This is a genomic window from Flavobacterium sp. FlaQc-49 (assembly GCF_044005985.1).
Lineage (GTDB): Bacteria > Bacteroidota > Bacteroidia > Flavobacteriales > Flavobacteriaceae > Flavobacterium > Flavobacterium cupriresistens.
The window spans coordinates 189,305-203,599 of sequence record NZ_JBIPCS010000002.1 but is presented as its reverse complement, the minus strand read 5'-3'; the positions used below and the strand labels follow the sequence as shown (position 1 = coordinate 203,599).

Genomic DNA, 14,295 nt, shown 5'->3' with positions numbered 1-14,295 from the left:
TTATTTAGTAATTTTGTATTCGGCTTTTTTAGCTAAAAGATTAAACAATTCAACAAATCTTTCCATTTGAAAATTATTTCCTATTTGTTTGATATTCTTAAAATGTCCTCTTTTATTTGGATCTGGATAACACAACATCTTTATTGCTTCGATTAATTTATCTTGTCCATCAATATCTTGGGTATGATCTTTTATCACTTCTAAAGCTTCATCAAAAGCAGCTATCCAATAAGGTAAGGCATTTTCAAAATTAAGAGAGAGGATATTTATCGAGGAATTAATTTTTTGAGATAGAAGAGCCGTCATGTTTTGTCCAGTGAAATAAAAAGAAGCCATACTTCCTAGTAAATAACAATCTATAGCAAAAACTTTATCTTTCCATTCAGGTATTACGTAACTGTGAAATACTTCTGGTGGTGCATATCGCGTATCACCTGAAAAATTTAATTCAGAGTGTGGTGCAATTATTGTATCACTTAAGGCTCTTCCTAAATCTCCTACCTTCGAAATTCCATCTTCAAATATGAAAACATTTGAAGGCTTAACATCTTGGTGAGAAATATTTATAGTATGGAGTTGTTTAATTCCTGTGGCAACATTGTGAAGAGATTTTAATTTCCATGCATTATCAATTAATGAGGAGAAATTCAAATGATTCCTAACATCACTATCAGCTTTTTCGAAAATCATATAATATACGTTAGGAACAAGAAAACCTTCAAAATTTTCAAATGAAGCTTCTAATAATTTAGAAACCTTGGATAAATTTTTATTTTTACAGCGACTCAAAATTTCCTTTTCAAAATTATAGGTGTTTAACATTTCAGTCATAGAAGCTAAAAGATCAATTTTCGAGTTTAGAAATGATAAAATATTTATAGCTTTTAAAAAACCAATTTGCCCATCTTTTTCAACAAGATAACAAACTGAAAAATTTCCTCCAGTTGAGCCAGGTTTAGACTTGGCTTTTTCTATTACTGTCCAGCCTGTTTGTAGAATTTTTCCTTTGAGTGAATGAACAGCACTTAATTGATCTTCGGGAATATGTTGAAATGGATTTGACATGTTTAGAATTTATTGGTTGCTTCTTTAGTTAAATGAGTGATGCGAAATAATGGTTTGATAATCAAATATATAAAATTAACAATAGAAAGTTGATTTAATATATTTCAAAACTAAAACCTTAGATTTCAATAATATTACGGAAATCCATAAAAGCCAATATAAAATCCGAAATCCCTAGCCCTGATAGCAGCGGCATCCTTTTTAGGCAGTCAAAAACGTCTAATTCAACCATAAAATCTCTGCCTGAAAAGATACAGCGGATAGCAGGAAATAGCTCCTGAAAAAGAATATAAGTCTCCTAATGTTAAGTGAGAATAGGCTTCTAAAAAACTTGAAACATGAAACATACAACTATAAACAAAAATTTCGTAATTTTGCACTCCAAATAAAAGGGATTATAAAATGTTAGATAGACTTCAAATAGTAAAACAACGTTTTGACGAGATTTCGGATTTGATTATCCAGCCGGATGTTATTTCGGATCAGAAACGTTATGTGCAATTGAATCAAGAGTACAAAAACTTGAAAGCATTGGCTGAAAAGCGTGATGAATATGTGCTGTTGATGGCTAATATAGAAGAGGCAAACGAAATTATTGCTGATGGAAGTGATGCAGATATGACCGAAATGGCCAAGATGCAATTGGATGAAGCAAAAGAAAGACTGCCTGAACTTGAGGAAGAAATTAAATTTATGTTGATTCCTAAAGATCCTGAAGATGCTAAAAACGTGATGGTCGAGATTCGTGCTGGTACGGGTGGAGATGAAGCGAGTATCTTTGCAGGGGATTTGTTCAGAATGTATACAAAATACTGTGAAAATCAAGGTTGGAGAACTTCGGTTGTAGATATGAACGAAGGAACTTCTGGTGGTTTTAAAGAGGTTATTTTTGAGGTTACAGGTGAAGATGTTTACGGAACTTTGAAGTTTGAAGCTGGTGTACACCGTGTACAACGTGTTCCTCAAACGGAAACTCAGGGTCGTGTGCATACCTCGGCAGCTACCGTTATGGTTTTACCGGAAGCGGAAGAGTTTGATGTACAGATTGATATGAACGATGTTCGTGTGGATTTCTTCTGTTCGTCAGGACCTGGTGGACAGTCTGTAAATACTACGAAATCTGCGGTACGTTTAACACACATTCCAACAGGATTGGTGGCGCAATGTCAGGATCAGAAATCGCAACATAAAAATAAAGACAAAGCGTTAACGGTTTTACGTTCTCGTTTATACGAACAAGAATTGGCTAAGAAAGAGGCTGAGGATGCTACAAAACGTACTTCTCAGGTAAGTTCAGGTGACCGTTCGGCTAAGATTCGTACTTACAACTACGCACAAGGTCGTGTAACGGATCACAGAGTTGGATTGACTTTATACGATTTAGGAAATATAATGAATGGTGATATTCAGAAAATTGTGGCTGAGCTGCAATTGGTGAATAATATGGAGAAATTGAAGGAAGCTTCGGAGGTTTTCTAAGGGACTGAGGTTCTGAGTTACTGAGATGCTAAGATTTATAGAAAAGGCTGTTTCACTTTGTGAAACGGTCTTTTTTTTGGTTATTTGTGTTCTTTCGAACGAAGTCGAGAAATCACACAAGAAACTCCGTATAGTTTGTCATCCTGAGGAACGAAGGACCTTCGTTTGCTGAATCGATAGCGTTGCGCTTTACTTTGCGGAATTACTTGTGAAGATACTTCGTTCCTCAGTATGACAAAATTGTGGAAAATAGAAACGGAGCGCCTTGTGTGATTTCTCATTTGAAATGACAAGATTGTGGTTACGTCGCTGAAAAACAAAGAAAAAGCCTTTCCTTTTTCTAGTAACAAAAAAAACAAAAAACCCGATAGATTTTTTAAAATCCATCGGGGTCTTATTTTAAATTTCAAATTTGAACCTTTGCAACTCTGAGCCTTTGCAACTAAGCAAAGAACCTAGACTCCAAAAAATACTCTCGTAAATTCAAAACATTTATATAGATTAGAGTAGAGTTGCACACCGTTTTTTATAAGTACTTCATTGAACTTTTCCATACTATAAGATTTAAGTTAGACAATTACTCCTTTGATGATTCGTGCGGCTTAGAAACGATATTGGTTACGGCAAACTGTAAGAGTGTACCAAAGATATTTTTGATTTTAGAATCACTTTTTCCGACTACGAATTTTTTGGCCAGATAGCCAATGGCGATGCTAACCGCAGATTGTGCTAAATTGCTTTTAAAACCGACTGTTTCGTTGATTTCTTCAACGGTATTCCGAATGAGGTTAAGAGGTTTTAGATTGTCTCTGATCTCATCGATTTCCTCTTTTATGGCACACCATTCTCTGTCCTGTCGGTTTTCGAGTAGTCGAATCCTCTGATTTAAGGTATCAATAGTATAAGTTTCCATAACAGTCTTTTTTGATTTAACGTTACTTTAAATCAGGATCGATTTCTGTATTTTCGTCTTTTAAAATACTGGAAATAATCATATTCCCAATCGGAGTCTTGATTAGTTTGTGTTGCATTTTATGCAATACGATGGCCGCAATCAGATAAACCAGTGCCATGATAAAGAAACCGTAATAATACTGTCCCAGTTCGCTCCCAATCCATAAACTAAGTCCAATATTCAGGAACAAGGTAAAGAATGCAACAACAGCGCCAACCGCTATTCTGGATGTTAAGGTCGACAGCGCGTCTGCAGACGACGACACTGTTTTGAGTTTGATTAATTCAAAACTCGTTTTGGTATAATTTTCAGCCTTTTCATAAAGATTAAGGTTCTCGTTTGTTGTTGCATTCGGTTCCATTATATTTGGTTTTATGGTTTGAAAAATTCCCTTTTTCTAGTAGTTCGTTTTTACGGTTTTTGCTTCCTCCTTAATGGTATTGAAGTCTTCTTTGGCAGCATTGAATCTTGCTTTACCTTCTTCGATAATTTCTTTACCGTTTGAAGAGATGGTGTGCATGATATCATCAACTTTGCTTTTTAAATTATCTTTGTAATCTTTCGATTTATCTGAGATTTTTTTTCTTGTATTTGATCCTTTATCCGGTGCAAATAATACTCCTAAAAATGCTCCCGCCGCTGCGGCTCCTAAAATTCCTAAAACTGTGGTGCTCGTTTTCATAATATTTGATTTATTGGATTATTAATTAGTGTTGTTTTAAACTTCACGGCCTTTTATAAGCCTCAATAAAATAGCGATAATAGCAATGACTAATAAAATATGAATAATACTTCCCAGGCTGTAAACAAAAAATCCAAGGGCCCAAAGAATAACTAAAATCAATGCTACTGTGTATAGTAAGTTTGACATGGCTTTTATATTTAGGGTTAATATTCAGTTATTGTTTTTAATTTAACTTATACGAGAGGTATAAAGTCAAATTGCTGTTTTTGGCATCAGGAAAAGTATAGGTTGTTCCTAGTACTGTTCGTTCTTTACCAATTGTAGTAAGACCATAATTGTAACGTAATCCGATACTTAGAGGGTTGAAATCAACTCCTACACCTGCTGACAGACCGGCGTCAAATTTGTTCAGATCATCGGTGTCTATGTCTTGGTTAAAGTTAATATCCCCTTCACCGCTTACTTTGGAGCTTACCAGATAGGAAGCATAACCACCGGCATGAACATTAAAATTTTTGGTAATATTTACGCGTACTAACAAGGGAACTTCGATATAGCTTAATTTAAACTTCGCACTTCCACTTCCAGTTCCGATAAAGTCATTGTAGTCTAGTTTTGAACCCTTTGTGGTAAACAGAATCTCGGGCTGAATAGCGATAAAGTCCGAAATGGGTAATGTTGCATAAAGACCGGCATTAAAGCCGTACAATATATTCTCATCGTCAGCGTCGTTGCTGTATAAGTTAGACATGTTGAATCCTCCTTTTACACCAAACTCTGTATTCACATTATTGTTTTGAGCGTGCAACATTCCAAATGAGGCTGTTAAAAAAAGGGTCAAGGCGAGTAAAAAATTGGTTTGCATTTTCATAGTTAAATAATTTAGTTAATAGTAGATAGATTAATTAAAGGCGTTTAGTTTATTTGTTCTCTGATTTGCGCAGTTTCTCTTAAAAACTGATAATTTTCCGGTAGATACTGTAATACAAATTTTAAAATCACTCTGTCGTTTGTGTCTTTAGAAATGGATTCAAATAACTTGATTTGCTGTTCTAATAATTTTGCAATCGAATTAAGATAAGCTTCATCAAAGTCAACGTCATTTTTATCAATTAGTTCTCGTAAACCTGGCGTGTTGTTGGCGTTTATATCGGTAACGATTACAAGCCTGTTATTGGCCATTTTGTTTATGTCTTCTAACAAAAGATTCTGATGACTTTCTATTCTTTTACTGATTTCCCGGATACTACTTTGTGAACTCTTTTGTTCGGCAATCTGACTTTTAGAAATAATAGACTTACCAATATTTGCCGTCGCAATTAGAAAATAAGCTTCAGTATGTTCTTTGTCACTTTTAATAAAAACCTCATTTTTTAAAGTCGTTTCTATTGAATCACTTTCTTTGCATGATGAAATGCACAGGGTCATAATCAATAAAAAAAAGACTCTTAAAATAGATGCTTTTACGTCAGGTTTTGCTTTCATTTAGAACTTCATAAAGTATTACATTACAAAGATGCCACCGAAATGATTATTTTATTTTACAGCATAAAAAAGAAACGTTATATAATTCCCATAATGGGCTTATATAACGTCTTATAGGTCGGTTTTTTGAGTTTTAATCCGGTAGAAAAACAGTAAATAAAGAGCCCTCGTCGGGAGTACTGTCGGCTATAATATAACCTTTATGGTTGTCGGCTATTTTCTTACAGATGGCTAAGCCAATTCCGGTTCCGGGATAATCTGTTTTGGAGTGTAAACGTTGAAAGAGCACAAAAATAGTTTCTTTAAACTGTGGGTCAAATCCCATTCCGTTATCCTTAAAAGTGATTTTGTGGTACTTTTTGACGTTTTGATCTAACAAATTATGATAGTCGGCTGAGTTTACTTTTTCACTTTCAACCTGAATTTCAGGCGCAATACCCGGACGGTTGTATTTTAGTGAATTTCCAATTAAATTAATAAAAAGCTGTTCGATCTGGTAGGGAATTACAGATAGCTTAGGCAATTTAGAAACGGTGATCGTTGCCTTTTTCTCGTCAATAACTTCTGTTAGTTCCGATTTGGCATTTTCGAAAATATCATTCAGATTGGTTTTAATGAACTCTTTTTTGGTGGTATTGGTTCTTGAAAACAATAGTAAGTCATCGATTAAAACGCGCATTCTCTTGGCTGAGGCCTCAATTTTATTGAGGTATTCTTTAGCGCTGTCGGATAAAACGGCTTTATCGGCATCAGAAACTCTGGATATAAACGTTTGAATTTTTCGAAGCGGTTCCTGCAAATCGTGACTGGCAACATGATTAAAAGAAGCCAGCTCTTTGTTGCTTTTTTCCAATTCGTCATTTCGCTCCTGAAGTTCTATATTTAGCAAATGCTCGTCTGTGATGTCAAAATTAATTCCGAGTAAAATTTTTCCGCCCTGTTGATCCGTCAGTAGTTTTCCGGTCGATTTAAAATGTCTTATTTCATGATCGGCACGTAAAACTTTATAATAGATAAACGGCAATTGTTTTTTGTTTAAAATACCGTCCATAGAATTTGCAATAGCGTCTCTGTCATCAGGATGGACATATTCTAAAAAGGTCTCTTTTTCGGGAACAAATGAATGTGGTTTAACGCCAAGTAAACGATATTGATTGTCGGAATAATCAATTTTTTGAGTGTCTAAGTCCCATTGCCAGGTGCTAAATTTACCTGTTATTTCAGACTCTGCCATTAAACGGGACGAGATCAGGAGTTTTTTGTTGTAGACCATCAAACGATGAATGTCTCTGCTGATTTGTCTGTAAGCCAGTATGATGAAGGTTAAGGCAGTCAGGAATAAGGAGATCGAAAAAACAGGCCCCAAAGAAATTTCCTCATCGTAAATTTTCAAGCGTTTTTGCAAATACTCTTTTTCAATATCATTCATTTTGTCTACCTGAAAGCGAATGTTCTCCATTAGAATTCGGCCTCCGAACATATAATTGTCTAGTCTTCTTTTGTCGTATGTTTTTGGATCGCTGTATTTAAAACAATTTTCGAACGAAGTAAAACGCTGAATAATTAATTTAAATAGTTTTCGAAGGTTTTGTTGTTGCCTCGCATTATCTGCGGTGAGTTTTTTTAAGGTAATAAAGGAAGTATTTACCTTGTCCCGGGAATAAAGATAGGGGCTCAGGAAGCGATTATTGCGCGTTATGATGTAACCGCGCTGTCCGGTTTCGGCATCTTTTATAGCCGACATTAACCGCTCCAGCTGAATGTTTATTTCATATGTATGCATAACCAACTTACTGGATTCGTTTAGATCCTGGTTGTGTTTGTATGCAATAGAGGAAAGAAATAACAGAATGAAAACTGCAATTACAAAAATAACTCTCAATGAGTTTGAAGAATTAAACTTGGGTAGCCATTTCATGGAATGTTATTATTTTAGGCGTAACAAAAAATTATCACGGTTAAGACCAGACGTGTGGTAGTGCCAATTTAAAGTAACGACTTCATTAATAATTTTTTTCAGTGTACTAAAATCACTTGGTTTTTTGATGTAAATATTAGCCCCTTCAATAAAGGTATCTTCGATGTCTTCTTCTGAAGACGAAGTAGAATATATAGCGATAATGATGTTTTTAAGATGCTCGGTTTTTTTGATTTCCTTCAAACATTCTTTACCTGTTTTTTTCGGCATATTTAAATCCAGAAATAAAATATCAGGTATTTTGATGTCCGGTGTTTTCAAATGTTCCATCAATTGAAGACCATCATGAACGAAGGTTACATCGGTTTGAACTCTTACTTCTTCAAAGGCATCCTTAAAAAAAAGTCTGTCATCTTCATCGTCATCAGCGAGTAAAATGTGTAATGCGTTTTTTTGCATCTATTTTATGGTATTTGTATTTATTGTAAATTTTCTCGTCTCTTTTTTATAATCCTCTGAAAAGCGGATGGCGTAATTCCGGTCGTGTTTTTAAATTGTGTACTCAAATGGGCAACACTCGAATAATTCAATAAAAAAGCAATTTCGGTCAGACTCATCTCATTGACTAACATCAACTGTTTGGCTCTTTCTATTTTTTGTATAATGATGAAATTTTCAATCGAAGAATAGGTTACTTCCGAAAACACATTCGATAAATAGCCATAACTATGATTTAATTTCTCCGCCAAAAAAACAGAACTTTTCAGGTTGTTGTTATCATCTACATAAACCAGTTCAATAATTGCATCTTTGATTTTCTGAACCAAGACACTTTTTTGATTCTCAACAACTTCAAACCCATATGGACTTAGTGAATTTTTTAAGTTTTCAAGTCCTTCTGCATCAAGCATTTTAGTAAGTTCAATTTCACCAAAACCCAGGGTGCTAAAGTCTATATTTTGTTCGTCCAGCTTTTCTTGTAAAAAAAGGGAACAAATCGCATTGATATCGAACTTTATAAATAGTTTCATAGGATTAAAATAGGGTTAAAGATAATTATTTTTTTCATGCTTACTGTTGGCTTATAGATTTAATTAAGATTTTGGGGCTTGAAAATTTATGGTTTGTCGTAACGAAAAAAATACCGTCTAAGTTTAAAATTCAGACGGTATTCTCTCTGGGCCAAAAAAGGTTTATAAATCAGATAACATTTGCTTAAATTCCTCCTTCGTTTTGCCTAATTTTTGCTGAAGTTTTCCATACATTTCTTCTTCTTTTCCCTCAGCATACATTAAGTCATCATCTGTCAGTTCGGCAAATTTTTGTTTCAGTTTCCCTTTTAGCTCATTCCAGTTTCCTTTTATTTCTGTAGTATTCATAATAGTTTTCTTTAATGATTAATAGTATTGTAAAATTGCAAATTAATCATCGTTTATCTCTTACATCGATTTTTAGGAATGTTACATTATTCACAGTTATGGTATTTTAAATCTGATAACGACGAAGAATCCAGGCCATTTTTTCGTGTTGTTGTAATAATCCCGTAATAAAATCAGCAGAACCCACATCGTGATTGTCATTTTCGAAAGTCGGAATAAAAGCTCTGAATTCAGTAATCAGTTGTTCGTGATTATCGAGTAATTCCTGTAACATATGTTTCTGTGAAGCATATACTTTGGGAGATTCTTTTAAGGTTGAATTTTCGATAAATTCGTGCATCGTTCCAATTGTTTTTTCACCCAATTGACTAATGCGTTCTGCCACTTCATCGATGTTATTTTCTAAAATTCGATACTGTTCTTCAAACAATTTATGCAATTCCATGAAGCTGTTTCCTGAAATATTCCAGTGAAATTTCCTGGTTTTTACATATAATGTCATTTCATTCGATAAAATTGTGGCTAATATATTCGTGCTTTTCTTTAAATTTTTTGTGGTAATACCAATATTTGGAATCATAATCGCTTGATTTTCGGTTCATTCCAAATTTAACATAAAGAGCTGTTTTATTTTTTATAGAATTTGACAAAGATGTTACAGGAATTCAATGTTTTGGTAACCTCCGAATGAATCCTTTATTGTAGTTTTGCCGCCGAATTAACTTAAACCCCGATTTGAATGAAAAAACAAATACTTATTCTATTAACTTTCAGCGCCTCTTTTACAGTCAAAGCCCAATCTTATTCCGGTTATTTTCATGATAATTATGCTGGTGTACAAAGTGTACTTTTTAACCCGGCTTCTATAGCTGATTCTCGTTTTAAAACCGATATCAATATATTCTCAGTGAGCGGATCGGTACAAAACGATTTGTACGGGGTACGTCTTTTTGATGTTTACAAGGATGGTTATGATTTTGATAAACAAGCAAAAATGACGCCTTCTGGCTCAAATAGTGGTCTTGCCAATTTTGATATTATGGGGCCGTCTTTTATGTTTAACATCGCTCCGAAGCATACTTTGGCAGTTTTTACAAGAGCCAGATCAGTATCTAATGTTAGAAATATTAACGGATATCTTGTAGATCAGGTTAAAGACGGATTGGACATGTCAGGCAATTTTAACTTCGATGCCGGGAATGTAAATGCAGCTTCAAACTCATGGGCTGAATTAGGGATTTCGTATGCAGCAGTTTTATACCAAAAGAACCAACATTTCTTAAAAGGAGGTTTAACAGCTAAGTATTTGCAAGGTGGTGTAAACGGTTATATACAAGGAAAAGATGTAAAAGTAGCGTATGTTGAAAATACAACTAATCCGCAAGCTGGCGTTCTGGCATCTACAGGAGAAATTACGATTGGTGCAAGTCAGGATTTTGAAGCCAATGACGATTACAAATTTGATTCCGGTTCAAGAGGATTCGGTTTTGATTTTGGACTTGTTTACGAATGGAGACCGGATTATGAGCAATATGATTTGAGTAATGCAAAACCGGCAGACAATAATTTCAGAGATTTAAATAAATACAAACTTCGCTTTGGATTGTCTGTTACAGATATTGGATCTATAGATTACAGAAACGCAAAACAGGATACCTATAATGTAACTGGTGTTGTGACAGAAAAGATGATCGATGACATGAGTAATTTATACGATTTTCTAAACGAACATTATACGAAAACGTCAACTTCAAAAGGAGCAAAAACAAATTTGCCAACTGCACTTCATGCTGATGTGGATTGGAATATGTACAGAAAATTCTATTTGAATTTGAACGGAGATATCAATATGGTTTCGGCTAATAAACTAAACGGTTACGGAATCGCGGACCGAGTAAGCTTAACTCCTCGTTACGAAAGCAGATGGTTTAGTTTTTACATGCCGGTTACCTGGATGGAATACAGCGGAATGCAGGTTGGTTCCGGAATTCGCGTGGGTGCTTTCTTTATTGGTTCAGGATCTGTGTTGACTAATTTAGTTTCTAAAGAATCAAAAGGAGCCGATTTTCATTTGGGTATGAAGATTCCGGTTTACCAAAAGAAATTTAAAGATACAGACGAAGACGGTGTTATCGATAAAGAAGATGCTTGTAGAAAAGTAGCCGGACCGGCAGAAAATAATGGTTGCCCTTGGCCGGATACAGATGGTGATAACGTTTTTGATAAAGATGATGCTTGTCCGGATGTGAAAGGTCCAATCGAAAACAAAGGTTGTCCATGGAAAGATTCAGATGGTGATACTTTATTAGACAATGTTGATGCTTGTCCAAAAGTGGCCGGTCCTGTAGAAAACAAAGGATGTCCTTGGCCAGATACGGATAAAGACGGCGTTTTAGATAAAGATGATGCTTGTGTTGATGTTCCTGGTTTGGTTGAAAACAAAGGCTGTCCGGTTTTAGATGCGGATAAAGACGGTATTCCGGATAATGAAGATAATTGCCCATTGATTGCGGGACCAAAAGAAAATAAAGGTTGCCCGGAAGTTTCTAAAGCGACATTAGAGCAATTAAAAGTAGAAGCAAAATCGATCTTTTTTACAACAGGTAAAGCAACGTTGAATGATGCCAGAAAAGGAGAAACATCAGGAAGATTAGACGCGATCAAAGAAATCCTGAAAAATTATCCAAATGCTAAATTTGCGATTAACGGTCACACGGATAATGTTGGTAATGCTAAAGCCAATCAAAAATTATCGGAAGCCAGAGCCAAAGCAATTATGGATCTTTTAATTAGTAAAGGAGTAAATCCTGCTAATTTGACTTCTCAGGGATTTGGATCTTCAAAACCGGTAAAATCAAATAAAACCGCAGTAGGAAGAGCTGAAAACAGAAGAACAGAAATTGTTTATTTAGGCAATTTATAAGCCAAATTGAATATAATACCAAAAAGCCATTCTTAATTGAGTGGCTTTTTTTATTTTTGCATACTTCTAAAAAAGAATTATTTCTTGCGAATTGGAAGGATTAAAAAAACAAGAATGACAACACAACAACTACACGAACAAATTCTTCAGAAAAAATCATTTTTATGCGTTGGATTAGATCCTGATTTAACGAAGATTCCACCTCATTTATTAGAAACTGAAGATCCTATTTTCGAATTCAATAAAGCCATAATCGATGCAACACACGATTTAACGGTAGGGTATAAGCCCAATACGGCTTTCTTTGAAGCGTATGGAATCAAAGGATGGCTTTCGCTTCAGAAAACGATCAATTATATCAATGCCAATTATCCGGATATTTTTACCATTGCCGATGCAAAACGCGGTGATATCGGAAATACATCGAGCATGTACGCCAAAGCTTTTTTCGAAGATTTAAATTTTGACAGTGTGACCGTTGCACCGTATATGGGAAAAGATTCTGTTGAACCCTTTTTGGCTTTTGAAAACAAACATACTATTATGTTGGCCTTGACGTCAAATGAAGGTGCTTTCGACTTTCAAACGTTAACTACAAATGGAAAAGAGTTGTACAAACAAGTTTTGGAAACGTCTAAAACATGGAAAAACAGCGAAAACCTAATGTACGTGGTGGGCGCTACAAAAGCAGAGTACTTTGCAGACATCAGAAAAATTGTTCCGGATAGTTTCTTGTTAGTTCCCGGAATTGGTGCGCAAGGCGGTAGTTTATCTGAAGTATGCAAATACGGAATGAATGATAAAATCGGTCTATTGGTAAATTCTGCCAGAGCTATTATCTACGCCTCAAAAGGAACTGATTTTGCCGAAAAAGCAAGAGAAGAAGCTTTGAAAGTACAGCAGGAAATGGAATCGATTATTAATAATAAATAAGTTTGCAGTCTCGGTTTTCGGTCTCAGTCGGATCGGCTTTGTGAGTTTAACCGCAAGGTTCGCAAAGTTTTAAGCAAAGATCGCAAGAAAAAAACCTTTGCGAACCTTGCGTAGCCCCTTGCGCCCTTTGCGGTTAAGAAAACCTGAAACCTGAAACAAATAAAACAAATCTCCCCCTTTGAAACAATTCCCCGACCAGCTAGGAACTTTACACACCTTTGAAACGGCTCCAAAACGTATTATTTCGTTGGTCCCTTCTCAAACCGAATTATTATACGATTTAGGTTTAGAAGAAAAAATCATTGGGATAACCAAGTTTTGTGTACACCCATATCATTTAAAAGCGACCAAAAAAGTAGTTGGCGGAACAAAGAAGATTCATTTCGAAAAAATAAAACTATTACAACCCGATATTATCATTTGTAATAAAGAAGAAAACACGGCGGAAATTGTAGCACAATTAAGTGAGATTTGTCCGGTTTGGGTAACGAACATTGTTACTTTGGAAGACAATTTTCAAATGATTTCAGATTTCGGTCAAATTTTTAATTGCCGAACCGAAGCCCAAAAGTGGAATAACAAACTGGCTTTCGCCTTGAGCGATTTCAGAAAATATATTGAGGACATCCCGGTAAAAAAAGCAGCTTATTTTATCTGGAAGAATCCTCACATGGTGGCCGGAAAAGATACCTATATAAACGAATTACTGAAACTGAATCATTTTCAGAATATCTACGAAGACAAAGGGCGTTATCCTGAAGTCGAACTCAAAAAAATGCGCTTGGAAGGCGATCCCGATTTGGTTTTTCTTTCCTCAGAACCTTATCCTTTCAAAGAAGAAGATGCTTTCGAAATAGGACGTTTTACCCATCACGCCAAGACTGTTTTTGTTGACGGTGAGATGTTTTCGTGGCATGGCAGCAGATTGTTAAAGGCCTTTCCATACTTTAAGTTACTTCATGAAAGGTTGAAGAATTAATCTGTTTGAAGCTTAAAAGTTTCAAGTTTCAGGTTTCAAGTTTAACCGTAAGGATCGTTAAGTTTTTCACGCAAAGGCCGCAAAGTATTTATTAAAATCTTTGCGGCCTTTGCGTAACTCCTCGCGTACTTTGCGGTTAAATAAGCAAAGTCAAGCAACCTGAAACTTTAAACTTGAAACCTGAAACAATTCAAACCTGAAACAATTCAAACTTGAAACATTTCAAACCAGAAACATTTCAAACTTCTACCAAAAAAAGAATGCCGGCATCTCGAAGACGCCGGCATCATTTAACTAACCAAAACCAAAATAATAAATAACCAGTTTATTACATTACAAAGATCAGACATATATGAATCGTTTGCTGTTAAGGTTTTGTTATTACTTTGTTGAACATAAGTTAAGATTTTTTAATACACTGTTCTGAGCTTTCTGTAGCGTTAAATAACTTTTGGTTATTAAAATATAATAACAATCAATTTTGTTTATGAATA

At 35.0% G+C, this 14,295-nt stretch carries 16 protein-coding genes; 4 read left to right on the top strand and 12 right to left on the bottom strand.

The annotated features are described in order from the left end of the window. Complete coding sequence (locus ACHRV3_RS04160; RefSeq protein WP_395433414.1) at positions 1–1,065, bottom strand: protein kinase; 1,065 nt, start codon at positions 1,063–1,065, stop codon at positions 1–3. Positions 1,066–1,467: 402 nt separating this feature from the next. Here ACHRV3_RS04160 and prfA point away from each other — a divergent pair, with 402 nt between their 5' ends. After that, positions 1,468–2,544 carry a peptide chain release factor 1 gene (gene prfA / locus ACHRV3_RS04155; protein WP_047775612.1) on the top strand — a complete coding sequence of 359 codons (1,077 nt, stop codon included), beginning with the start codon at positions 1,468–1,470 and terminating at the stop codon, positions 2,542–2,544. Between the two features lie 577 nt (positions 2,545–3,121). Here the strand turns inward: prfA and ACHRV3_RS04150 are convergent. The 11 genes from ACHRV3_RS04150 to ACHRV3_RS04100 all read right to left on the bottom strand — a co-directional run bounded on the left by ACHRV3_RS04150 (position 3,122) and on the right by ACHRV3_RS04100 (position 9,546). Beyond that, entirely contained in the window at positions 3,122–3,457 is a 336-nt protein-coding gene (locus ACHRV3_RS04150; RefSeq protein ID WP_047775614.1) for a hypothetical protein, read from the bottom strand. A 22-nt stretch (positions 3,458–3,479) separates the two neighbouring features. Beyond that, a complete protein-coding gene (locus tag ACHRV3_RS04145) occupies positions 3,480–3,860 on the bottom strand; it encodes a hypothetical protein (protein ID WP_047775616.1) in 381 nt (126 codons plus the stop codon). 36 nt (positions 3,861–3,896) lie between these two features. After that, positions 3,897–4,181 (bottom strand): YtxH domain-containing protein, encoded by a 285-nt coding sequence (locus ACHRV3_RS04140; RefSeq protein WP_047775618.1) that lies wholly within the window; start codon positions 4,179–4,181, stop codon positions 3,897–3,899. Between the two features lie 36 nt (positions 4,182–4,217). Beyond that, positions 4,218–4,370 (bottom strand): lmo0937 family membrane protein, encoded by a 153-nt coding sequence (locus ACHRV3_RS04135; protein WP_117610295.1) that lies wholly within the window; start codon positions 4,368–4,370, stop codon positions 4,218–4,220. A gap of 37 nt (positions 4,371–4,407) precedes the next feature. Then, the gene (locus ACHRV3_RS04130; RefSeq protein WP_395433413.1) at positions 4,408–5,055 is read right to left on the bottom strand and encodes a porin family protein; all 648 of its coding nucleotides are present in this window, start codon (positions 5,053–5,055) and stop codon (positions 4,408–4,410) included. 44 nt (positions 5,056–5,099) lie between these two features. Continuing rightward, a complete protein-coding gene (locus ACHRV3_RS04125) occupies positions 5,100–5,669 on the bottom strand; it encodes a DUF4142 domain-containing protein (RefSeq protein WP_230005082.1) in 570 nt (189 codons plus the stop codon). A gap of 133 nt (positions 5,670–5,802) precedes the next feature. After that, a complete protein-coding gene (locus ACHRV3_RS04120; protein ID WP_395433412.1) occupies positions 5,803–7,587 on the bottom strand; it encodes a CHASE3 domain-containing protein in 1,785 nt (594 codons plus the stop codon). Positions 7,588–7,596: 9 nt separating this feature from the next. Next, positions 7,597–8,046 carry a response regulator gene (locus ACHRV3_RS04115; protein ID WP_047775625.1) on the bottom strand — a complete coding sequence of 150 codons (450 nt, stop codon included), beginning with the start codon at positions 8,044–8,046 and terminating at the stop codon, positions 7,597–7,599. 20 nt (positions 8,047–8,066) lie between these two features. Beyond that, positions 8,067–8,618 carry an AraC family transcriptional regulator gene (locus tag ACHRV3_RS04110; RefSeq protein ID WP_047775626.1) on the bottom strand — a complete coding sequence of 184 codons (552 nt, stop codon included), beginning with the start codon at positions 8,616–8,618 and terminating at the stop codon, positions 8,067–8,069. Positions 8,619–8,780: 162 nt separating this feature from the next. Continuing rightward, positions 8,781–8,966 carry a CsbD family protein gene (locus ACHRV3_RS04105; RefSeq protein WP_047775628.1) on the bottom strand — a complete coding sequence of 62 codons (186 nt, stop codon included), beginning with the start codon at positions 8,964–8,966 and terminating at the stop codon, positions 8,781–8,783. Between the two features lie 106 nt (positions 8,967–9,072). After that, positions 9,073–9,546 carry a Dps family protein gene (locus tag ACHRV3_RS04100; RefSeq protein ID WP_395433411.1) on the bottom strand — a complete coding sequence of 158 codons (474 nt, stop codon included), beginning with the start codon at positions 9,544–9,546 and terminating at the stop codon, positions 9,073–9,075. Between the two features lie 159 nt (positions 9,547–9,705). On the opposite strand from ACHRV3_RS04100, the gene ACHRV3_RS04095 reads away from it, so the two are divergent. From ACHRV3_RS04095 to ACHRV3_RS04085, 3 genes are all read left to right on the top strand, one after another. After that, positions 9,706–11,889 (top strand): DUF5723 family protein, encoded by a 2,184-nt coding sequence (locus ACHRV3_RS04095; RefSeq protein ID WP_395433410.1) that lies wholly within the window; start codon positions 9,706–9,708, stop codon positions 11,887–11,889. Positions 11,890–12,003: 114 nt separating this feature from the next. After that, positions 12,004–12,822 (top strand): orotidine-5'-phosphate decarboxylase, encoded by an 819-nt coding sequence (pyrF, locus tag ACHRV3_RS04090; protein ID WP_047775788.1) that lies wholly within the window; start codon positions 12,004–12,006, stop codon positions 12,820–12,822. 178 nt (positions 12,823–13,000) lie between these two features. Continuing rightward, positions 13,001–13,801 carry an ABC transporter substrate-binding protein gene (locus tag ACHRV3_RS04085; RefSeq protein WP_230005087.1) on the top strand — a complete coding sequence of 267 codons (801 nt, stop codon included), beginning with the start codon at positions 13,001–13,003 and terminating at the stop codon, positions 13,799–13,801. The last annotated feature ends 494 nt before the right edge of the window (positions 13,802–14,295 follow it).